The following is a 22,123-nucleotide window of genomic DNA, read 5'->3' as shown; positions in this document are numbered from 1 at the left end:
CTGCCACTGCGTGGCGCTCATCGCACGGTTGTCCGTCACGTCGATGCTGGCGGAGGACACCTTCCAGCCACCGCTGATGGCATTGGTGCCCGCAGCGCAGGTGACAGTGACGGTCTTGCTTTGGTTGGCCTCGATCGACCCCACCGGACTGTTCACGGTGTCGGGGGACGAGGCGGTCACTTCCACAGCCAGCGCAGGGGACGCGAGGCTAAGAGCCAGCGCGGGGGCGGCGGCCAGGGCGAGGAGCTTGGTGCGGGTCATGGTTCGACCTCCCTTGAGTGGCTCGTGCATTCGGACGAATCGAACGCACGAGCCCAGACTGGGCGGGGCGGAAGGGAACCGCCATTCGATACCCCCATTGGAGTGATGGAATGCGTAGCGTTGTTTATTGATCGTGGTCGAGTGAGATTGACGACCGCCGAAGGCCCCGCACATCGGCGCAGGCCGCGAAGCCCGCGGCTTCGACGACGACCCCGGGATGGGGATCGAAGTGGCCGTCCATGAGGACCCGCAGTTCGGCCTCCTGGCGTCCCTCGCGCCGTACAGCATCCATGCAGTGGGATGGAGCCGAGGCGCCGCGGTGTACAGCACCGGGCCTGTTGGGGCGAAGTACCCCAAGGTCGCCAGGGTGGCCGTTGGCTGTGTTCGCTGCGGTTCGCCCAGGTCGAAGCAGGAGCACTGGCGGGCGCTGGATCACGCGCGGGACGACGTGTACGCGGGGGTTCGCTGCCCGGAATGTCGCTGGGGAGAGGGTGGCGAGATCGCGTGGCAGGCGGCTCTCACTGCCAGTCGCCCGGGGGTCACGTCCGGCGCCGAGCCGCTCCCCGATGACGAGGGATTCGCCGGCGTCCAGCTCCAGGACGTCGGGGCAGTCGCTGTAGGCGGTCGACCCGCGCTCGGCGGGCGTCGATCCGATATGGCACAGGGGACTCCTTACAGTGACAGGATCGGTGCTATGGGCACCGAGACGGATTGGGTGTACCGGGTCTTCGAGCCGCACGGCTCGGAGGGATGGCGCCCTTATGGCAGGGCTTCCGAGCGGTGGCGGGGCACGATCACCGCAGATGATTCGAACGAGGGCCCCCGATACGCAGTCGCCCTCGTCGTCGCCGACCTGATGACCGAGTGGAAGGTGAGCGGCCTTTCCAGGGCGAGGCACGTGCGCGTCCTCCTCTGGCGTGACGAGGAGGGCGACCAGGCGGACGCGGACATCATCGTGGAGGTCCGGCCGGACATCCACGGTGAGTGACCGGCGGGTGTCCGATTCACCCGCAGCCGAGTATGCGGGTGCCGCCCGCGCCCAGGTAGGCCAGATCTGCCGAGACGGGGATGCCGAGGCGGACGCAGGTGGTCACGATGCGATGGGTGCGGGCCGCGGTCAGATCGTGGGTGCGTCCGGGCAGAGCGCGAGAGGTCCACACGATCTCCCCTTACGGGTCGGTGATGACCTGGAGATTCACGCCGTGGCGGCGGTGCTTGCCGGAGTAGTCAGCGCGCCTGTCACCGGCCCGGTCGCACTCGGCGAGGGTGCCGTCCACCAGCACATACTCCGCATCGGCTGCGCGCGGGGCATGGGCCAGGCCGGGAGCACGGCGGGCAAGGAGACTGGTGACGGATCGGACGTAGGCGTGGGCGGTGCCGACGCTGATCCGGAAGCCGGCAGCGATCTGCGCGAGGGTTTCGTGCTTGCGCAGGTACACCAGCACGACCAGGGCCCGCCGTGAGGGCCGGAGCTTGCAGCGGCGCCGCAGGGCGAGCCGGGTGTCGCAGTCGAAGGTGATCGCGTGGAGCTTCCTGCAGAATTTACCGAAAACCTATTGACTTGCTACATATGTTGTGCATCGTGGTTTATAGGCCATAACACCGGAAGAGTTGCAAAGTCGATGAGGACGTCTAGTCGGCGGAGTGACTTGGACAGGATGTGGTTCAGGCCCCCGGCAAGCCGGCGCGATACCGAGGCGACAGTGACGGCTGAAGCTTCAGGACACGCGCAGATCTACCGGGGACTGTTTTGCCCTCGGAGCCTTCGCACGGGCCGAGCGCCAGTGCGAAGGCTCTGGCACGTCCACTCTCCCAGCGGAATCGAAGAGCAGCAGACGTAGCCCTTTCCTGCAGGCGAGACCTGTTCATTGGACGTCCGCCTACTCGATCAAGGCGCTCCCATCACGCACAGCTCGGCGGCGCGCGGCCCGACGCCTCGGGCCGCCGCTCCTCATGGGGACGTGACCCGGAGGAGAGCCACCAGGACGGGCGGGATGGGCACTGGACGGTCGGTGTTCACTTCCCTGGCCTTCAGCCGCGCCGGTCGTGCCGCATCCCGGCACCGGTCCACTTGCGACCGGTCGGGCATGTGCCCGCGAGGTCACCTGGGTGACGCGCGGTCGCCGCGGTCGCAGGCCATGCCGTTGTTGTCCGGATCGAGCCGCAATGGGTCCTTCGGGTCGTTGACCTTGAGGGGGAGCCGGTAGCCCTGCGCGTCCAGCCAGCCGCAGCGGGCGGCGGAGGTGCGGGCGACCGCCTTCGGGAACGCGACCGGGACGCATACGTCCGGGGTGCCGTAGCGGGGGTCGCAGCCGGAGACGCTGACCTTCACCGGTGCCGAGGTCCGCTTCCTGCCGGGTTTCAGGGGTGCGTTCGCGAGGTCCCGGGCGAAGTCGTGGATGTGCGGGGAGGGGGTGTCCGCGTCGGCCTGGGTGGTGGAGCGCAGCGCCGGCCCGGTCCCGGCGGAGTCCAGGTGGATCCATTTCGCGACCGAGGGCACGCCGTTGGCGTCGGTGGTGAAGAGCATGTACCAGCCGGGCGGGGCGAGGTTGGGGTTGGTGGTGACGTTGAGGTCGATGGTGTTGGCGTTGACGGTCAGTGGCAGGTCGACGAGGCGCTGGTTGGGGTCGGAGGAGTGGGTGACGGCGGCGGGGCGGATCAGTTCGGCCTTGGTGATGGGGCGGTCGACGGTGATCTGCTGGGTGCTGCCGTAGGTCCAGTGGTCGTCGGTGACCGAGGTGATCTGCGGGCGGGGGCCTTTGAAGAGGTAGGCGGGGGTGTAGATCGACACGTTGTGGTTCCAGGTGCCGTTGCCGGGGTTGTCGCCGGTGGCCATGACGCGGCCGTCGGGCAGTAGGAAGGCCGAGGAGTGGTAGCCGCGGGCTTGGGGGTCGGCCGCGACGGGGTGGAAGGTGTCGGTCTGCGGGTCGAAGAGGGAGGTCTCGTGGACGGGGTCGGCCCGGTTGTGCAGGGCGCCGCCGGTCTCCAGGACCTTGCCGTCGGGCAGCAGGACGGCGGAGACGTACATCTTGCCCTGGGTGCCGGTCTGGGGGACGGTGCCGGTGGGCAGGTCGACGGTGCCTTGGGGCAGTGGCGGGCCGGGGGTGTGGGCCGGGTTGGGCTGTTTGAGGTCGATGAGGTCGGTGAGCCGGTTGGCGTCGGGGTTGGTCTCGATGTTGCCGCCGCCGAGGGTCAGTACCCGCTGGTCCTGGGCGGGGGGCAGCAGCACGCTCGCGGACTGGTCGCGCTGGTCCTTGTTCTGCAGCCCGGACACGGGGGTGACGGTGTTGGCGTCGTAGTCGTAGATCGCGGATCCGGTGCCGGGGATGCCGTTGCCGAAGACGTGGCTGCCGGAGTAGAAGAGCCGGCCGTCCTGCATGAGGATCATCGACGGGTACAGGCCCCAGTACGACCAGGTCTGGTTGACCTGCCACAGCGGGAGCCACTTGTCCTGCGCGGCGGACCACCGTTCGGCGGTGACGGAGCCGGTGGAGTCCTCGCGCAGGCCGCCGAAGGACAGGACGTCGCCGTTGCCGAGCTCGGTGGCCGAGGGGTACCAGTGGCCGTCGTTGAGGTCGTTGGTTCGCGTGTAGGTCTCGGTGCCGGGGTCGAAGACGTAGGAGTGGCGGTAGCCCTCGTAGCCGTGCGAGCCGTCGGCGGCCGGGTAGGCCTTGTTGCCGCTCATCACCAGGACCCGGCCGTCGGACAGTTGCACGTGCCCGGAGCAGAACATGTCGTCCGGGGTGGGGATCACCTTGTAGGTGCCGTTCTGCGGGTCGTACACGGCGGAGGTGAACGAGCCGGCCGCGAAGTTGTCGGTGTTGTTGCCGGAGCCGGCGATGAGCAGCACCTTGCCGTTGTTGAGGACGACGGAGTGCATGGAGCGCACGGGGTTCTGCGCGGGCAGGACGTCCCACTGGCCGTCCTGGCACTGGGCGGCGGTGCCCGTGCACACCGGATCCGGTGGTGGGGCGGCGACGAGCTCGGTGGTGTAGTCGTCGGTGGTGACGCTGCCGGCGCCGTAGACCGACACGCCCCAGGTGAGCTGGTCGGTGCCGGCGGGGACGGGCGGGGTGCGCACCTCGGCCCGCGACCACGTGGCGCTTTGCGGGGGGTTGGTCAGGTCGGTCCAGTACTGCCAGCCGTTGGTGGTGTCGTGCCGGAAGAGCGTGACGGAGGTGTCGACGGTGGTCGACCTGTACCAGACGGACAGGTCGTACTGCCGGCCTGCCGTCACGTGGGGGGCGCAGTCGGCGGTCTCGGTCATCATCGCCTTGCGGTCGCCGTCGGCGCGGCGGGTCAGGGCGACGGTCACCGCCGTGCTTCCGGAGTGCGCGTCGGCGGTGGTGGAGAAGGTGAAGTCGTTGTCGCCCCAGCCGGACCTCTCCCAGCAGGCGGGCATGTCGCGGGTGCCGGCCGTCTCGAAGCCGGGGTTGACGATCAGGTTGGTGCCCGCCTGGGCCTGCGGCGGCGCCGACAGCAGGACGAAGGGGGCTGCCACGGCGGCGAGGATGAAGGCGGTGGCGGCCGCGAAGGGGCCGCGGGCGCTGTTCGGCATCAGGACTCCCCCGTCGTCGGGCGGCCGCGCCGGGCCCGGCGCGGCAGGTAGACCAGTACCTCGGTGCCGGCGAAGCGCAGCAGGAAGGTGACCACCAGCGCGAGCGTGGTCGCCGGGAGCACGTCCAAGCCGAGGTGCGCGACGAACAGCGCGATCAGCGGGATGCGCAGCAGCAGGTCGGCGTTGGCGAGCAGCGCGAAGCGGCCCACGCGGTCGGCCCAGTGGCGGTGCCCGCGCCGGTCGCGGAAGATCAGCAGCTCGATGAGCAGGAAGTTCCAGAGCACGCCGAGCTGGTTGGCCGCGATCTCGGCCGGCACATAGTGCATGCCGAGCCCGGTGAGCGCGGCGAGGGCGGCCAGGTTGGGTACGAAGCCGGTGAGCCCGATCAGGCCGAAGAGCACCGCCCGGGCGACCGGGGAAGCGGTGCGCAGGCCCAGCAGGTGGGCGAGGAAGCGCATCCCCTCCCTGGCGGTGGACTTGGACTGGCCGGCGTAGCGGTCCTGGAAGGCGAAGGGCACTTCGGTGACGGCGCGCGGGCGGCAGCGCACCGCCAGCTCCAGCAGGATCTTGTAGCCGAGCGGACGCAGCGCGCCGTTGTCCCGCTGCTCGCGCACCGTGTCGCGGCGGATGGCGAAGAAGCCGCTCATCGGGTCGCTGATGCCGCGCAGGGCGCGGGGGAACAGGGCTTTGGTGAGCCAGGTCGCACCGCGCGAGACGGCGACGCGGTACGCGCCGGCCAGCCCGGCGCGGCTGCCCCCGCCGGTGTAGCGGCTGGCGACGACGAGGTCGGCGCCGGTGCGGGTGCCGGCCCGGACGAGTTCGGGGACGAGGGACGGAGGGTGCTGCAGGTCGCCGTCCATCACCACGACCCACTGCGAGCGGGCCGCCTTCAGTCCTTCGACGACGGCCCCGCCGAGGCCGCCGGCCGGGATGTCGCGGTGGATGACGGTGACGGGGAACGGGCAGTCGCGGCCGGCCGCCTCGGCGACGGCGGGGGTGTCGTCGGTGCTGTCGTCGACGAAGACGACCTCGCCGGCGCCCACCCGCCCGGGCAGTGACTCGCTGAGCCGGGCGAGGAGTTCGCGGATGTTGCCGGACTCGTTGAAGGTGGGGATGACGACGGTGACGGTGCCGGCCGCGGCGGGCGCGGCCGACGCGGCGGCGCGCAGATCGGGGTCGTCGAGCTCTTCGGTTCCGGTGCTGAACACGGTCACCTGGTACCTCCGGTGATGCGGCGGATCTCGATGCGGTCCTCGCCCCGGCCGAAGACCACGACGGGGGTGGAGTGCTGCAGTGCCGCCTCGACGGTCGGCAGGTCGACGGCGTCCCGGCGCACGGTCGGGGAGGCGACCACGTAGTCGACGTCGCGCCAGCCGTTCGGCAGCGTCTTGGCGACGGCCGGGTCGAGGTCGGCCTTGTAGAACCAGATGGCGCCGTCGCCCGGCCGGTACCCGGCGTGCACCAGGTCGAGCCACAGGGCGTCGTCGACCAGGACCCGGGTGCGGCCCGGGTCGGGCACGCCGTCGCGCATCCAGGCGGCGGCCGCGCGGTAGGACGCGTTGGCGTCGGTGGTGAGCGCGGTGAGGTCGCCGTCGTACCAGTGCGGTACGACCAGGACGGCGGCAGCCGCGCCCAGGGCGGCCAGCGCCGTGGCGCGTACGTACCGGGAGGTCCGGCCGGCCCGTCCCGCGCCGCGGCGCAGCACCGCGTGGGTGACGCTCGCGGCCGCTCCGGCGGTGATCAGCGCGAGGAACGGCAGCGCCTGGATGACGTACATGGCGGGCAGATAGCCCGACGGACGCATGATGACCAGGGCAAGGGTCGCCACGGCGAGTGCGGGACCGGCCAGTGCTCTGGCCGTCACCGACCGGCGCACAGTGACCAGCAGCAGGACGGCGCCGGCCAGTCCGGCCAGCGGCAGCACGCGGTCGTAGTAGAGCCAGGACTCGAAGACGGTGTGCGCGTCGGTGCCCTCGGCGAGGATGAAGCCCGAGCCGTCGCGGCTCATCTGGTACGTGATGCCGTCGACCAGCGAGACGTGGCCGCTGCCCGGGAACAGCTCGCTGTTGAGCAGCGCGAACAGCGGATAGCCCAGGCCCGTCAGGCCGCAGGCGGCGACCGCGCCGGCCACCGCGAACTTGCGGGTGTCGCGGTGGCTGTGCCGCCACATCGTCACCAGCAGCGCGGGCAGCACGACCAGCATGGTCTCCTTGCTCAGCACGCCGACGGCGGCGGCGAGCCCGGCCCCGAAGTGGTGCCACAGATGGCGGCTCGGGGAGGCGGCCAGGCAGAACGCCAGCAGCATCCACAACACCGCGATGTTGTCCAGGAAGATCCCCCGGTGGAGCACGACCGCCAGCGGCGACAGCCCGAACAGGGCCATGCCGAGCCCCGCCGCCCAGCGCGGCAGCCCGAGCCGCCTGGCCAGTACGAACAGCAGTACCGCGCCGGCCCCGCTGACCAGCAGCATCGTGTACCGCATCGTCGCCACGGTCATCACGCCCGGGTCGAGCAGCGAGACCGGCCAGGTGACCAGGGCCAGCTGGATCCAGCCGACGGGTGGATGGTCGTACCAGTACGTGTAATGGGCCAGTCCGGTGCCCTGCTGCACCGCCCAGGCCTGGGCGAGATAGGTGCCCTCGTCGTCGCTGAACGTCGGGAAGCGGGTGATGTTCCAGCCCTGGACGGTCAGGATCACCGTCAGCAGGGCGCCGCACAGCACAAGGTCCGGGCGCGAGGTGCGGAAGCGGAATCGAGGCGCGGGGCTTTGCGCGACGCGGTGCTTGCCGCCGCGCGGCGCGGGCACCGTCGCGGGCAGCGTGGCGGTGGGCAAAGTGGCGGCCGGCCGGGTGACGGTCACCGGAGCACGTCCTTCCGGGTCTCTTCGGTGAGATGGGCGCCGACGTGGCGGGTCAGTTCCCAGTCGGTGCGGCCGCGTTGCTCCCGCCACACCGCGCGGGTGGCGGCGCCGGCCAGCAGGAGCTGGTAGAACGGTCCGCCCGCGATGAGCTTGAGGTAGTGCACCAGGCGCACCCGCAGTGCGTACTGGCGGCCGAAGTCGTGCAGGCCGACGACCTCGAAGACGAAGGTGACCACGGCGGTCAGAGCGGGCAGGAAGGTGAACACCGCGATGCCGACCGGGACGTCGAGGAAGAGCGCCACCGCGACGTTGAGCGGGATGATCACGCCGGTGAACGCCTGGAAGAACGGCGTCATGAGCGTGTAGCGGGCGAGCATCCGCTGCCCCAGGGTGGGCAGTTGCTTCCAGTCCCTCTTGCGGTAGACCTGCAGGAAGCCCTGGTTCCAGCGGGTGCGCTGCTTCAGCAGGCTCACCAGGGTGCCCGGCGTCTCCTCGCGGGTGACCATCTCCGAGTCGTACGCGACGACCACCCGCTTGCCCCTGCTGGAGAGCCGGACCCCCAGGTCGCAGTCCTCCGCCAGGCAGTTCTCGTCCCAGCCGCCCGCCTCGCGCAGCACCTCGGTGCGGACGAAGACGGTGTTGCCGCCGAGCGGGATGAAGCCCTTGAGGGCGTGCAGGTGGAGCCGGCTGCGGAACCAGAAGAAGTACTCCAGGCAGTTGCGCAGGCTGTACCAGCTGGAATGGAAGTTGATCAGCTGCACCCCACCCTGCACGACGTCGGCGCCGGTGGTGCGGAAGGCGTGGTCGACGTGGGCGAGCAGCGCCGGGTGGACCTGGTCCTCGGCGTCGAAGACCCCGACGACGGCTCCCGAGCAGTGCGGCAGCGCGGTGTTCAGCGCCTTCGGCTTGTTCTTGGCCTCGTTGGTGTCGACCACCACCCGCACGCGGTCCGGGGCGGAGGCCGCGACGCGCTGCGCGACCTCGGTGGTGCCCGGGTCGTCGTGGCCGACGATGACGATGATCTCGTAGTCGCCGTGGGTGGACCGCAGCAGTCCGTTGACCGTGTGCTCCAGGACCGCCTGTTCGTGCCGGGCCGGCACCAGTAGCGAGAACGACAGCCCGGCCTCCCCCTCGGGACGGGCGAAGCGGGTCGCGGCCAGCGTCTCCGGTGTGCGCCAGGCATGCATCTGCCACCAGAGAGTGAAGGCGGCCATCCAGAACAGCGCCAGCGACGTGGCGGTGATGAGCACGGAAAGCAAGAAAGGCCCCTCAGACGGGCTGTGGAGCGCCACAGCTGTGAACGGGTTCCCCACGGGCTGGTGCCGGTCGCGGAGTCGGCGATGGGAAATCTGGTGATGCTCTTGTTTCCTGGTCGCATGCGCGGACCCGGGCGCGTGCCCGGCGACATGCGGGAGTTCGCACGTCACGAAGGTGGTGGCGTGCGGCAGTGGCTCTGGTTCAGGGCATGTGGCTGAATCGCCCGGTGCACCGGCCTGGTGGAGGGGCGGAAATGTGGAACGAAGGGAATCGACATGCCGTCCCGGTCGGCACGGGCTGCCGCATCAGCGGTCGGTGGTTCTTTTGCGCGGCGTCACCTGTGACGCCGGAGGAGCGGATCCGAGTAGCGCGCGCCCTGCAACTGCCCTCGTACGGCGGCCGGGTGCGGCCTCGCCCTCAAACGGGACAGCCTGCGTACTCGTGGTCGCGTCGCGAAGGCGCCCTCCGTGACGGCCGGAGGCAGGCGCGGCGGTTTCCTCCGCCGCTTGCCCAGAGCCTCGAGGCTGGAGGCGGCCCCGCGGACTCGCTGTCGGGTTCTGGGACGTCGGGCATGGTGATTCCTCTTCGTGACGGGCGCAGGTAGACGTGCGGCGTACGCGAGTGCGCGCACACCATCCCGTCCAGCATCATTGGACGATCTGTCCGGCAAGGCTGGACGCTAGATGCTGTGCGGATCGGCGTGCAAGCCGCTCCCGCGGGAGGTTTCCGTACCACTTTCACCTAAAGGAGAAACCAGCAGGTGAGCGGCCCACGAGCACGGCACGGCCAGGTGCCGGCGCGGAACCGGGTCACTCATACGAGTCAGCCCCGGCCCGCCGGTCTCCCCTCACGTTCCCAGCCGGAGGGCGTGGGCTAGGCACCGCTGCTGCGGCAGCACGCGAACTCCCGGGTGTCACAAGGCAGATCCGCATGGGGCAGGGCCGAAGCCTGAAGCGGGAATCGGCGGGCCGCTCGCCGGTGCTCGACGTGAAGGTCAGGTCCGGGGCTTTCATGAAGGACATCGGCCTGACCCTCAATACAGCTAGCGGCTCGGACAGGGCTGCGGGGCCGGTCCGCCTCACATCGTCCACACGTCTGGCCCGCCGCCACGCCCTCTGAAGAGGCGCCCGCCCGATCCCCAGATTTTTGCGCGACGGACCTGCCCTCCGGCCGCGTAGAGCAGACAACGGATTCATGCACGGAGGGGACTGCACGATGACAGTGCGTGCGCTCATTGGACCACTGAGGGGTGCCAGGGGTACGGCGATCGCGGCGGCGGCGATTGCCGTGCTGACCGCGTCACAAGCGCCAAGGGCGGTCACGGCCGAAGCCGAAGAGCCCGCACGGAAGGCGGCACCCGCCGAGCACGGCCTCAGCGTTTCCGGCGACACCCCGTACCGCACCGAACTTCCGCCGCTGCGGACGCGGAAGAAGGGCATGGCACAGGGAGTGACTGGCGGCAATGTGCCTGCGAGTGTGTTCGCCGCGTACCGGCGTGCCGAGGAGGATCTGGCGCGCACCGCGCCGCGCTGCCACCTGCGCTGGCAGTTGTTGGCCGCGATTGGCCAGGTGGAGTCAGGGCAGGCACGGGGCGGCTGGGTGACTCGGGACGGTACCACCGCGACGCCCATCCTCGGCCCGCGGCTGACCGGCGGCGCCTTCGCTGTCGTGGCGGATACCGACGGCGGCGCGTACGACGGGGACGCGGTGTACGACCGCGCGGTCGGTCCGATGCAGTTCATCCCGTCCACCTGGGCCCGCTGGGGAGCGGACGGTAACGGCGACGGACGGACGGATCCGAACAATGTGTACGACGCGGCGCTCGCAGCCGGCCGCTACCTGTGCGCGGGCGACCGGGACCTGTCGAACCCGGCCGACCTGGACCGGGCGATACTGGGCTACAACCACTCGGACGCCTATCTGCGTGCCGTCGAGGCGTGGTACGTGTACTACCTGACCGGACACCGCGTGGTGCCGGACGCATCCGCCGGATCCCGGCCGGTCCGGCCGAAGCCGTCCGGCCCGAAGAGGCAGAAGCTTGCGCCGCCGAAGCCGTCGGACGACCGGAAGCCGAGCACTGGTCCTTCGCGCATGCCGTCGACGTCGCCCACCGCACCCTCCCCCGGGCCGTCCCTCGCGACCGGGGTCCCGAAGGCGTCCGCGACGCCGCTGGTTCCCGTCCCCGAACTGACCCTCTCGCTGCCCGGGGGCGGCGTGTTGCCTGAGGTTGGCCGCTGACCACTGGCCAGGGCCGGAACGCGATGGGTGTCTGCCCCTCCACAACTGCCACTACTCGGCGGTAATCTCGCCACGTCGGAAGCATGTACCGGCGGGTGAGTGCGAAGGGGCGGGCCCTCATGGCGACGGATATGCCTGCGGACACGGCGGCCGCCGACGAGCGCTGGCAGCGCCTGTGGAGCCATCGTGAGCAGTTGCTCAAGGTGGCCCGGCGGCGATCGGTGAGCCGGGAGGACGCCGAGGACGCCGTTCATGAGGCGATGTTGCGAGCCGCGGAGCGCCCGGACCTCGACGACGAGCGGCTCGGCGCGTGGTTGACGACGGTAACGATGCGGCTGTGCGTTGACCGGCACCGGCAGGTCAACCGCGAGGCCGAGGTGGGCAGCCGCCCCGCACTCATGACACCGGGCCCGGTACCCGTCGAGGAGGCGGTGTGTGACCGGGCCGAGGCGAAGTGGCTGGCGGTGCGCAGCGGCGAATTGCCCGCCCGGCAGGCGGAGGCGCTTCGGCTGAGGTCCGAGGACCTGGACGTGAACCAGGTCGCGGTGCGGATGGGGCTCAGCTACCGGACCGTCGAGTCGCTGTTGGCCCGGGCCCGGCGGACTTTGCGTGCCTCGTTGGCCGGAACGCTCGGGCTGGTGCTGTTCCTGGTCGGGCGCGGACGGTTGCGCGGGGGCGGCAATGCGCAGGCGGTCGCGTTCACTACGACGGCGGCAACCCTGGTGGTGGCGGGGTTCGTGCTGCCGTACGCGCTCGACGCGGGCGGAAACGGGACTGGTCCGGCGCCGCGGCCGGCCGTGTCCAGCGACCCGCGGCTCCTGCACGGCGAGGTCACGGGCCGGGGGCACGCCCCCGCAGCACCCACCCCGTCGTCGCCGGCGCACGGGCCTTGGGGCCGGACGCCCTCACCCACCGGGGGAACGTTTCTGCCGGTGCCGGTGCCATCCCTGGCGGACGTGTCGGCGTTTCCGCCCTCGGCGCCGCAGGTCCCTCAGGTGCCCGGGGTTCCGAAGGTGCCGGGGCTGCCGACGGCCGTGACGGGCCTGCCGACCGTCGTGCCGGGTCTGCCGACGGGGTCGGTCGCCTCGTCACTCCCGTCGCTCCCGTCGCTTCGCCCGACCTCGGTCGTACCTCCGCTGTCTGTCTCCAGCCCGGGGACGCCTTCGCTCACGTCGTCGCCGAAGCTGCCGTAGCGCCCCGCACACACGTCCGCAAAAAAGATTCTTGGTTCACCGCGACGGACGCGCCTCTCTTCCCCGTAGAGCAGTTGTCGGAACTGCTCCACGGCCGAAGGATGGAACCGGATGGGTGTCGAGATCTGTGTGGAAGGGCTGACCAAGTCCTTCGGCCACCAGGTCATCTGGCAGGACGTCTCGCTGACGCTGCCTGCCGGGGAGGTCTCGGTGATGCTCGGCCCCTCGGGGACGGGCAAGTCGGTGTTCCTCAAGACGCTCGTGGGGCTGCTGAAGCCGGAGCGGGGATCGGTGAAGGTCGCGGGCCGGGACATCACCCGCCTGCGCGAGCGCGACCTGTACGAGGTGCGGAAGCTGTTCGGCGTGCTGTTCCAGGACGGCGCGCTGTTCGGCTCGATGAACCTCTACGACAACATCGCCTTTCCCCTGCGCGAGCACACCCGCACGTCCGAGAGCGAGATCAAGCGGATCGTTCTCGAAAAGATGGACATGGTCGGGTTGATCGGCGCTGAGGGGAAGCTGCCCGGCGAGATCTCCGGCGGTATGCGCAAGCGGGCCGGGCTCGCCCGTGCCCTGGTCCTCGACCCGGAGATCATCCTGTTCGACGAACCGGACTCGGGCCTGGACCCGGTCCGCGTGGCCTACCTCAATCAGCTCATCGTCGACCTCAACGCACAGATCGACGCGACCTTCCTCATCGTCACCCACGACATCGCCTCGGCCCGTCAGGTGCCGGACAACATCGGGCTGCTGTTCCGGCGCGAGCTGGTGATGTTCGGGCCCCGCGAGGAGCTGCTGGCCAGTGACGAGCCCGTCGTACGGCAGTTCCTGAACGGCCGGATGCAGGGGCCGATCGGCATGGCGGAGGAGAAGGACGCGGCCCAGGTCGAGCGGGAGCTGGCCCGGATCGATGAGGGTGTTCGGGCCGATGTGCTGGCCCCGCGCCTGCTGCCCAGCCCCGGCATCACCCGCCCGCCCCGCTGGGATGCGATCGCGAGGCGCGAGGCCAAGCTGCACGGTAGGGGGGTGAGGGGCGCATGAGGCTCTCCCCGACGGGTGCGCTGCGGCACTCGGGCAGCCTCTTCGCGATGGCGCTGGACGTCGTCCGGTCCCTGCCCCGACGGCCCTTCCAGGCGAGGGAGTTCATTCAGCAGGCTTGGTTCGTCGCGAGCGTCACGATCCTGCCGACGGCTTTGGTCTCGATTCCGTTCGGGGCGGTCATCGCGCTGCAGATCGGGAGTCTGACCCGGCAGTTGGGCGCGCAGTCCTTCTCTGGTGCTGCGTCCGTGCTCGCCGTGCTGCGGGAGGCATCGCCGATCGTCACCGCGCTGCTGATCGCGGGCGCGGGCGGCACGGCGATCTGCGCGGACCTCGGGGCGCGCAAGATCCGGGACGAGATCGACGCGATGCAGGTGCTCGGCATCGACCCGATCCACCGGCTCGTCGTACCGCGGGTGCTGGCGTCGATGGTGGTAGCCGTACTGCTCAACGGCCTCGTCTCGGTGGTTGGTGTTGCGGGCGGCTATTTCTTCAACGTCGTTCTCCAACACGGCACGCCCGGCGCATACCTGGCGTCCTTCACCACCCTCGCTCAGCTACCTGACCTGTGGGCGGCGGAGATCAAGGCGCTGGTGTTCGGGGCCATCGCTGCGATCGTCGCCTCGTACAAGGGGCTGACGGCGCAGGGCGGGCCGAAGGGCGTGGGCGATGCCGTCAACCAGTCCGTGGTGATCACTTTCATGTTGCTGTTCGTGACCAACTTCGTGATGACGGCCGTGTACTTCCAAGTCGTCCCGCAGAGGGGTTAGCCGATGAGACCGCAAAACCTCCTCGATCGCCCCTTGCGCTCGCTCGAAGAGCTGGGTGCCCAGCTGTCCTTTTACGGGCGCTCCTTGGCTTGGACGGGCCGCACCCTGCGACGCTACAAGAAGGAGGTCCTGCGGCTCCTTGCCGAGGTGAGCTTCGGGCGCGGCGCGCTCGCCGTCGTCGGCGGCACGGTCGGTGTGATCGCGTTCCTTTCCTTCTTCACTGGCACCGAGGTCGGCCTTCAGGGCTATGCGGCCCTCAACCAGCTCGGCACTTCGAACTTCGTGGCGTTCTTGTCGGCGTACTTCAACACTCGGGAGATCGCCCCGCTGGTGGCCGGACTCGCCCTGTCCGCGACGGTCGGGGCGGGGTTCACCGCGCAGCTGGGTGCGATGCGGATCAGCGAGGAGACCGACGCGCTGGAGGTGATGGGCGTCCCGTCGCTGCCGTTCCTTGTGACGACGCGGATGATCGCCGGCTTCGTCGCGGTGATCCCGCTGTACGTGATCGGGCTGCTGTCCTCGTACCTGGCCGCCCGCACCATCACCACTGGCTACTACGGGCAGTCGACCGGCACGTATGACCACTACTTCCACCAGTACCTGCCGCCCGTCGACGTGTTCTGGTCCTTCGGCAAGGTGATCGTCTTTGCTCTGCTGATCATCCTGGTGCACTGCTACTACGGCTATCACGCGAGTGGCGGACCGGCCGGTGTCGGCGTCGCGGTGGGCCGGGCGGTGCGGACCTCGATCGTCGCCATCAACGTCCTGGACTTCTTCCTGAGCCTGGCGATCTGGGGCGCCAACACGACGGTGCGGGTGGCGGGGTGAGAGCGGTGCGCATGCAGAGAATGCGGTTCAGGCTGTACGGCATTGCCTTCCTCGCCGTGCTCGCGCTGCTGCTGTCGCTCGCGGTGGCCGTCTACCAGCAGGCGTTCACCTCGGTGGTGCCCATCACCCTGGAGGCCGACACCCTCGGCAACCAGCTCGATGCACGCGCCGACGTCAAGCTGCGCGGGCTGCTGGTCGGCGAGGTGCGCGAGGTTCATGCCGACGGCACCAAGGCGACCCTGGACATCGCGCTGAAGCCGCAGTACGTGTCGTACATCCCCTCGAACGTGCACGCGCGGCTGCTGCCCAAGACGCTGTTCGGCGAGAAGTACGTCGACCTGGTCGCTCCTGCCGGCGCTGCGCGCGCGTCGGCTCGGCCTATCCGTGCGGGTGACGTCATCACCCAGGACCGAACGAAGGTCGGCATCGAGGTGCAGCAGTTGATGAACGACCTGCTGCCGCTGCTGCGCACGGTCCGGCCGGGTGAGCTCAACGCCACGCTGTCGGCGTTCGCCACTGCGCTGGAGGGCCGCGGCGACCGGATCGGAGGCAATCTCACCCAGGTCGAGGGTTATCTGCGCCGCCTCAACCCGCACATGCCCTCCCTGAAGGAGGACATCACACGGTTCGCGGACGTCGCCGAGGTGTACGGCGACGCCGCGCCCGACCTGATGCGGATCCTGCGCAACACCGTCACCACCAGCCGGACGATCGTCGAGAAGAGGGAGCAGTTGGTGTCGGCTCTGCGCTCGACCGCCTCCGTGGCGGGCACAGCGAACGACTTCCTGTCCGAGAACGGCGACCGGCTGATCACCCTGGGCCGGGTCTCCCGCCCCACGCTGGAGCTGTTCGCCCGGTACTCCCCCGAGTACCCGTGCCTGTTCCAGGGCCTGGTCCGGCAGGAGAAGGCCTCCGAGGAGGCGTTCCGGGGCGGCGAGATGCGGATCACCCTTGAGGTCGTCCGGCCGCAGGAGGCGTACCGGCCCGGCGAGGAGCCGGCGTACGGCGCCCGGTCCGGCCCGAACTGCCGCGGTCTGCCGCATCCGCAGGTGCCCGGGCCGAAGCCCCATCTCGACGACGGTACGTCGGCCGGAGGTTCCGGCGGCGCACTCCCCGGAGGTGCCGACGTGTCCGCCACCCGTGCCGAGCAGCGGGCCGTGGGCTCGCTCGTGGCCCCCGCCATGGGCGTCCCCGCGGACGAGGTGCCGCCCGTGGCGACCCTACTGTTCGGGCCGCTGGCGCGCGGAACGGCGGTGACTGTCGCATGAGCGGGTCCGCAGCGCGGCAGACCGCCGCCCCGCTGATCAAGTTCAGCCTCTTCGCGCTGGTAACGATCGCGGCGACGGCGCTCCTCGCCGCCACCATCGTCAACGTCTCCTTCACCCCCAAGGACACCTATCACGCCGTGTTCACCGACGTCACCGGGCTGGAGAACGGCGACGACATCCGGGTGGCCGGAGTGCGGGTGGGAGAGGTCGAGGGCATCCGGATCAAGGACCGGACGCTGGCGGAGGTCACGTTCACCGTCAGCGCGGACCGGCCGCTGCTCGCCGGGACCCACGCGGTCGTCCGCTACCGCAACCTGGTCGGGCAGCGGTACGTCGCACTCACCGAGGGCACCGGCGACGGCACCGCCCGGCTGCGGCCGGGCGGCACCATCCCGCTGTCCCGGACCGAGCCGGCGCTGGACCTCAACGCCCTGCTGAACGGCTTCAAGCCGCTGTTCGCGGCGCTCAGCCCGAACGACGTCAACCAGCTCGCCACCGAGATCGTCCAGACCCTCCAGGGCGAGGGCGGCACGGTGAACAGTCTGCTCACGCACACGGCCTCGCTCACCAGCACCCTCGCCGACCGCGACAAGCTGATCGGATCGGTGATCGGCAACCTCAACACCGTCCTGGCGACGCTCGACGAGCGCGGCTCCCGCTTCTCCGGACTGCTGACGCAGCTGCGCCGAGTGGTTGCAGGGCTGTCCGCCGACCGCAAGCCCATCGGGGAGTCGCTGGTGAGCATCGGCGACCTCACGGACGTCACGTCGGAGCTGCTCAAGGACGCGCGTCCACCGCTGAAGGACGACATCGCCCGGCTCGGCGATCTCACCGGAACGCTGAACAAGAACGAGCACACCGTCGAGGGCGTCCTGAAACGGCTGCCGAACAAGCTCGAGAAGCTGACGGGGACGGCCTCGTACGGCTCGTGGTTCAACTTCTACCTCTGCGACTTCGACGGCCGGATCGTGCTGCCGAAGACCAAGCAGGTGATCACCCCGGAGCTGCACGTGGCACGGGCGAGGTGTGGCGGATGAGCCTCCGCATCAGGCGGCGCGATGGCCGCCGCCCCGAGCCGCTGGTGAGGTTCCCGGTCCTGCCACCGAAGCTGCCCAGGCTGCTGCCGAAGCCCAAACCAGGCCAGGGACCCCTCGCGAAGGTGCGCGTCCTACCGCCGAAGCTGCCCAGGATCCGGCTCACACGCCCACGCCTGAAACCCTTCCGCGAGCACAACCCGGTCGTCGTCGGCGCCGTAGGCCTCACCGTCCTCGCGCTGCTCACCGTCGCCGCCTTCAACGCCGACAGCCTGCCGCTGATCGGCGGCGGCGACACCTACAGCGCGGCCTTCTCCGAGGCCGGCGGGCTGAGGCCGGACGACGAGGTACGGATCGCCGGGGTCAAGGTCGGCAAGGTCGAGGACGTCGACCTGGACGGCGACCACGTCAAGGTGACCTTCAAAGTGAAGGGCCGGCCGGCGTTCGGCACCGGCACGGGGGCGTCGATCCGTGTCAAGACGATCCTCGGCGCGAAGTACCTGGCCCTCTACCCGAAGGGGCCCGGCCAGTTGAAGCCGGGCAGCGAGATCCCGCTTCGGCGGACCGTGTCGGCGTACGACGTCGTCCAGGCCTTCAGCGACCTGACGACCACCACCGAGGAGGTCGACACGGGCCGGCTCGCGAAGGCACTGGACACGATCGCCGACACCTTCCAGGACTCCCCCGAGGAAGTGCGGGCGTCGATCAAGGGACTGTCGCGGATATCCCGGACCGTCGCCGCCCGCGACAAGGCACTGCGCCAGCTCCTCGACCACGCGAACGGAGTCACCGAGGTGCTGGCCGATCACACGAATGACGTCTCCGCACTGGTGAAGAACGGCGACGCCCTGTTCAAGGAGATCGACAAGCGGCGCTGGGCGATCCACAAGCTGCTCAAGAGCTCCGCGCTGCTGGGCATCGAGCTGTCCGGCCTGGTCGACGACAACAGCAAGGAGATCGGACCCGCACTGAAGAACCTCAACACCTTCCTGGGGATGCTCGAACGCAACCAGGCGAGCCTCGACCGCAGCGTCCGGCTGCTCGCCCCCTACGTCCGCCTCTTCACCAACACCCTCGGCAACGGCCGCTGGTTCGACTCCTATATCCAGAACATGGTCGCCGCCCCGGTCACGCCACGGACGGGAGGCACCCGATGACCCGCAGACTCCTGGCCCTGTTCACCGCGCTCGCGATCGTCGTCGGCCTCGCCGTCGTCCTCTGGCCCGGCCCCGGCCCCGTCCGCGTCACGGCGTACTTCCCTCGGACTGTCGGCATCTACCCCGGCTCCGACGTCCGCGTCCTCGGTGTCCGCATCGGCGAGGTCAGGAAGATCACGCCGGAGGGCGGCCGGGTACGGGTCGAGCTGGAATACGACAGGGGCCGCAAGGTCCCCGCCAACGCACAGGCCGCCATCGTCAACTCCTCGGTGGTCAGCGACCGTTACGTGCAGCTGCTGCCGGTGTACCGCAAGGGCGCGGTGCTGCGGGACGGAGCCGTCATCCCCGAGTCCCGTACGGCTGTTCCCGTCGAGCTGGACCGGATCTTCGACAGCCTGCACACCACCGCCGAGGCGCTCGGCCCGAACGGTGCCAACAACAAGGGTTCGCTGTCCCGGCTGCTCGGGGTGAGCGCGGACAACCTCCAGGGGCAGGGCGTAAGCCTCAACCAGACGGTGCAGGACCTGTCCCAGGCGGTCACCACGCTGTCCGACGGGCGCGGCGACCTGTTCGGGACCGTGCGGAACCTTCAGGTGTTCACGGCCGCGCTGGCGGCGGACGATACCAGCGTGCGGTCGTTCAACACCGACCTCGCCGACGTGGCCGGGCAGCTCGCCGGGGAGCGTAAGGATCTCGCGGCCGCGCTGAAGTACCTGGCTGCCGCACTCGGCGACGTGTCCGGCTTCGTGAAGGGAAACAAGAAGGCGCTGACCTCGGACGTGCAGGGCCTGGCCGAGGTCACCAAGGTCCTCGTCACCCAACGAGACGCTTTGGAGGAGCTTTTGACCGTCGCGCCCACGGGCCTGTCGAACCTGGAGAACGCCTACAACCCCTCCGCCGGCACTCTCGACACCCGCAACAACGCGCAAACCTCCCAGGACCCGTCGTCCCTTCTCTGCTCGGTCTTGAAGACGACCGGCGACGACCATGACAACTGCGAGGGGCTGAAGAAGCTCTTCGCCTCCTTGCCCGAGGTTCCGCCGGTCCCGGCGTCGACGGGCTCGGTCGACAAGACCCTCGGCGGCATTCTGGGGGCACCGGCATGAGCGTGCGGCGCAGGGGGCGGGTGGCCGCCTGGACGGCGGTCTGCTCGCTGCTGCTGACCGGCTGCGAGTTCAACGGCTGGTATGACGTCCCGCTGCCCGGCGGCGCGGCCTCGGACGGTCACGCCTACCACGTCACCGTCGAGTTCCGGGACGTCCTGGACCTCGTGCCGCAGTCGTCGGTCAAGGTCAACAACGTCACCGTCGGCACGGTCGAGAAGGTGGAACTGGACGGCTGGCACGCCCGCGTACGGCTCAGGATCGCCGACTCGGTGAAGCTGCCTGGCAACGCGGTCGCCGATCTGAGGCAGACCAGCATGCTCGGCGAGAAGTACGTCGCCCTGTCCGCACCGGCCGGCACACGCCCTGTCGGACGTCTCCGCGACGGCGACCGCATCCCGCTGTCCCGCAGCGGCCGCAACCCGGAGGTCGAGGAGGTGCTGTCGGCGCTGTCCGCGCTGCTCAACGGCGGCGGGGTGGCGCAGCTCAAGACGATCACCATCGAGTTGAACCAAGCCCTCAGCGGCCGCGAGGACCTGGTCCGGTCCCTGCTGAAGCAGCTCGACATCTTCCTCGGCGGCCTCGACGGCCAGCGGGCGGACATCGTGCGCGCGCTGCAGGGCGTCGACCGGCTCGCGCAGCGCCTGAGGAGGGAGAAGAAAACGATCGCCTTGGCCGTCGACACCATGCCGCCCGCTCTGAAGGCCCTCGCCGACCAGCGCGAGGACCTGACGAAGATGCTCACCGCCCTGTCCAGGCTCGGCAAGACCGGCACCAAGGTGGTGAACGCCTCCCACGACGACACCGTCACCAACCTGAAGAAGCTCCAGCCCATTTTGCAGGAGCTGAACGAAGCAGGAGACGACCTGCCCAACTCCCTCGAACTCCTCACCACGTACCCGTTCCCGCGCAACGCGACGGACGCCGTCAAGGGCGATTACGTCAACCTGAAGATCACCGCCGACCTCGACCTGGCGGACCTCTACGGCAACGTCACCGGTAAGCCGGGCAAAGGCGGGAAGTCCCCGGCCCCCGGGACACCGCATCTTCCCGGCCACCCCACTCCCATCCCTCTCCCGTCCGTCCCGTCCCTGCCGGGCATCCCGTCCGTGCCCTCTGTTCCCTCCGCGCCCGCCGTGCCCTCGACGCCCTCCCACGGCAGCACCCTGCTGTGCCCGCCGGTGTGCACCTCCTCCTACGGCACCGGGGACGGCGCGCGTCGCTTCCCGCCCGGGGTCGATCCCGCGCTCGCCGAGCTGCTGCTGAAGGGGATACTGCCGTGATCACACGTACGGTCAAGGCCCAGTTGCTGGCCTTCGCGACCATCACCGCCCTGGGGGTGGCGTACGTCGGCGCCCGGTACACGGGCCTGGTGGACGACGTCTTGCACCGCGGGTACACCGTGCGCGCCGACTTCGCCGAGTCAGGGGGCGTCTTCCCAGGTGCCGAGGTCACCTACCGGGGGGTGCCGGTGGGCCGCGTGGGCGATCTGCAGCTGACCGGATCCGGGGTCTCGGTGGCGCTGAGGATCAAGGACGACGCCCCGAGGATCCCGGCCGACACGCTCGCAGTGGTCGCCGCCCGATCGGCGGTGGGTGAGCAGTACGTCGACCTCCAGCCGCGGCGGTCGGGCGGCCCGTACCTCAGGGACGGCAGCCCGATCCCGCGCAGCCGCACCCGGACCCCACTGCCGGTCACCGACCTGGTCCTCAGCCTCGACCGGCTGGTCAACTCGGTCGGCAAGGACGATCTGCGGGTCACCGTCGACGAGCTGGGCAAGGCGTTCTCCGGCACCGGACCGAACCTGAGCCGGCTGGTGGACGCCGGTGACGCGCTGGTTGAGGCGGCATCGCAGTCGCTCCCCCAGACGGTCTCGCTGATCGAGGACTCGCGGAAGGTACTCAGGACACAGGCCGACCAGGGCTCGGCCATCAAGTCGTTCTCCCGCGATCTCGCCACGCTCACCGGACAGTTGAAGTCGAGCGACGGCGACCTTCGCCGGCTGATCGGCAGCACCGTGCCCGCCGCGCGGCAGGTCGATTCGCTGCTCAAGTCCACGCGGCCGCACGTGCCGATCCTGCTGGCCAACCTCATCAGCGGCGGCCAGATCACCGTGGCCCGGTTGCCCGGCGTCGAACAGGCCCTGGTCACGCTCCCGCTCACTGTCGCGGGCAGCTACACGGTCCTCCCCGGCGACGGCACCACCCACTTCGGGCTGACCGTGAACGCCGACGACCCTCCCGCTTGCACCCAGGGCTACAACACCCAGCGGCGCGACCCAGCCGACACCGGCACGCGCCATGCGAACACCGACGCGCGCTGCACGCTACCGCGCGGCAGCAAGTCCTCGGTGCGCGGAGCGCAGAACGCGCCCGGCGCCACCGGCCCGCACAGCGGTGACCAGGCCGCGTTCGTGGCCCCGTACGACCCGGAGACCGGCACCGTGACCGGCCCGGACGGAACGCTCCTCGAGATCGGCTCGACGGGCGGGGAACAGGCCGTGTTCGGAGAGGAGTCGTGGCAATGGCTGCTCGTGGGACCGATGGTGTGAGAGGCGG

At 69.9% G+C, this 22,123-nt stretch carries 17 protein-coding genes and 1 pseudogene; 12 read left to right on the top strand and 6 right to left on the bottom strand.

Features of this window, described 5'->3' with window-relative positions; translation table 11 throughout:
• On the bottom strand, positions 1-261 hold a 261-nt coding region (locus tag ACFV3E_RS34395; protein WP_500538504.1), incomplete at its 3' end, for a hypothetical protein.
• A 694-nt stretch (positions 262-955) separates the two neighbouring features.
• On the opposite strand from ACFV3E_RS34395, the gene ACFV3E_RS34390 reads away from it, so the two are divergent.
• A complete protein-coding gene (locus ACFV3E_RS34390; protein ID WP_500538502.1) occupies positions 956-1,249 on the top strand; it encodes a hypothetical protein in 294 nt (97 codons plus the stop codon).
• A gap of 43 nt (positions 1,250-1,292) precedes the next feature.
• Here ACFV3E_RS34390 and ACFV3E_RS34385 read toward each other — a convergent pair.
• The 5 genes and pseudogenes from ACFV3E_RS34385 to ACFV3E_RS34365 all read right to left on the bottom strand — a co-directional run.
• Positions 1,293-1,745 (bottom strand): annotated as a pseudogene (locus ACFV3E_RS34385) (transposase family protein); the annotation flags it as partial.
• 617 nt (positions 1,746-2,362) lie between these two features.
• Positions 2,363-4,819 carry a galactose oxidase early set domain-containing protein gene (locus tag ACFV3E_RS34380; protein WP_500538500.1) on the bottom strand — a complete coding sequence of 819 codons (2,457 nt, stop codon included), beginning with the start codon at positions 4,817-4,819 and terminating at the stop codon, positions 2,363-2,365.
• A complete protein-coding gene (locus ACFV3E_RS34375) occupies positions 4,819-6,033 on the bottom strand; it encodes a glycosyltransferase (RefSeq protein WP_500538498.1) in 1,215 nt (404 codons plus the stop codon). Before ACFV3E_RS34375 ends, ACFV3E_RS34380 begins: the two co-directional genes overlap by 1 nt.
• Entirely contained in the window at positions 6,030-7,679 is a 1,650-nt protein-coding gene (locus ACFV3E_RS34370; protein WP_500538496.1) for an ArnT family glycosyltransferase, read from the bottom strand. Before ACFV3E_RS34370 ends, ACFV3E_RS34375 begins: the two co-directional genes overlap by 4 nt.
• Positions 7,676-8,893 carry a glycosyltransferase gene (locus ACFV3E_RS34365; RefSeq protein WP_500538510.1) on the bottom strand — a complete coding sequence of 406 codons (1,218 nt, stop codon included), beginning with the start codon at positions 8,891-8,893 and terminating at the stop codon, positions 7,676-7,678. Before ACFV3E_RS34365 ends, ACFV3E_RS34370 begins: the two co-directional genes overlap by 4 nt.
• A gap of 1,258 nt (positions 8,894-10,151) precedes the next feature.
• Between ACFV3E_RS34365 and ACFV3E_RS34360 the strand changes: the two genes are divergently transcribed.
• The 11 genes from ACFV3E_RS34360 (at position 10,152) to ACFV3E_RS34310 (ending at position 22,116) form a co-directional block, all read left to right on the top strand.
• Positions 10,152-11,174 (top strand): lytic transglycosylase domain-containing protein, encoded by a 1,023-nt coding sequence (locus tag ACFV3E_RS34360; RefSeq protein WP_500538494.1) that lies wholly within the window; start codon positions 10,152-10,154, stop codon positions 11,172-11,174.
• A gap of 119 nt (positions 11,175-11,293) precedes the next feature.
• A complete protein-coding gene (locus ACFV3E_RS34355; protein WP_500538492.1) occupies positions 11,294-12,367 on the top strand; it encodes an RNA polymerase sigma factor in 1,074 nt (357 codons plus the stop codon).
• A 111-nt stretch (positions 12,368-12,478) separates the two neighbouring features.
• Positions 12,479-13,408: an ABC transporter ATP-binding protein gene (locus tag ACFV3E_RS34350; protein WP_500538490.1), complete on the top strand. Its 930-nt coding sequence runs from the start codon at positions 12,479-12,481 to the stop codon at positions 13,406-13,408.
• Entirely contained in the window at positions 13,405-14,175 is a 771-nt protein-coding gene (locus tag ACFV3E_RS34345) for an MlaE family ABC transporter permease (RefSeq protein WP_386993462.1), read from the top strand. The genes ACFV3E_RS34350 and ACFV3E_RS34345 overlap by 4 nt, the downstream gene beginning before the upstream one ends.
• Before the next feature lie 3 nt (positions 14,176-14,178).
• Entirely contained in the window at positions 14,179-15,003 is an 825-nt protein-coding gene (locus tag ACFV3E_RS34340; RefSeq protein WP_386993463.1) for an MlaE family ABC transporter permease, read from the top strand.
• Positions 15,004-15,014: 11 nt separating this feature from the next.
• The gene (locus ACFV3E_RS34335; protein ID WP_500538508.1) at positions 15,015-16,271 is read left to right on the top strand and encodes an MCE family protein; all 1,257 of its coding nucleotides are present in this window, start codon (positions 15,015-15,017) and stop codon (positions 16,269-16,271) included.
• The gene (locus ACFV3E_RS34330) at positions 16,268-17,308 is read left to right on the top strand and encodes an MCE family protein (RefSeq protein WP_500538487.1); all 1,041 of its coding nucleotides are present in this window, start codon (positions 16,268-16,270) and stop codon (positions 17,306-17,308) included. The genes ACFV3E_RS34335 and ACFV3E_RS34330 overlap by 4 nt, the downstream gene beginning before the upstream one ends.
• Positions 17,305-18,462 (top strand): MCE family protein, encoded by a 1,158-nt coding sequence (locus ACFV3E_RS34325; RefSeq protein ID WP_500538485.1) that lies wholly within the window; start codon positions 17,305-17,307, stop codon positions 18,460-18,462. Before ACFV3E_RS34330 ends, ACFV3E_RS34325 begins: the two co-directional genes overlap by 4 nt.
• Positions 18,459-19,568, top strand: a complete 1,110-nt coding sequence (locus ACFV3E_RS34320) for an MCE family protein (RefSeq protein ID WP_500538483.1) — start codon at positions 18,459-18,461, stop codon at positions 19,566-19,568. Before ACFV3E_RS34325 ends, ACFV3E_RS34320 begins: the two co-directional genes overlap by 4 nt.
• Positions 19,565-20,848, top strand: coding sequence for an MCE family protein (locus tag ACFV3E_RS34315; RefSeq protein ID WP_500538481.1), 1,284 nt, complete (start codon positions 19,565-19,567; stop codon positions 20,846-20,848). Before ACFV3E_RS34320 ends, ACFV3E_RS34315 begins: the two co-directional genes overlap by 4 nt.
• Positions 20,845-22,116: an MCE family protein gene (locus tag ACFV3E_RS34310; RefSeq protein ID WP_500538479.1), complete on the top strand. Its 1,272-nt coding sequence runs from the start codon at positions 20,845-20,847 to the stop codon at positions 22,114-22,116. Before ACFV3E_RS34315 ends, ACFV3E_RS34310 begins: the two co-directional genes overlap by 4 nt.
• Positions 22,117-22,123 lie beyond the last annotated feature (7 nt).

This window comes from Streptomyces sp. NPDC059718 (genome assembly GCF_042733315.1).
Lineage (GTDB): Bacteria > Actinomycetota > Actinomycetes > Streptomycetales > Streptomycetaceae > Actinacidiphila.
This window is presented reverse-complemented; position numbering and strand designations above follow the sequence as displayed.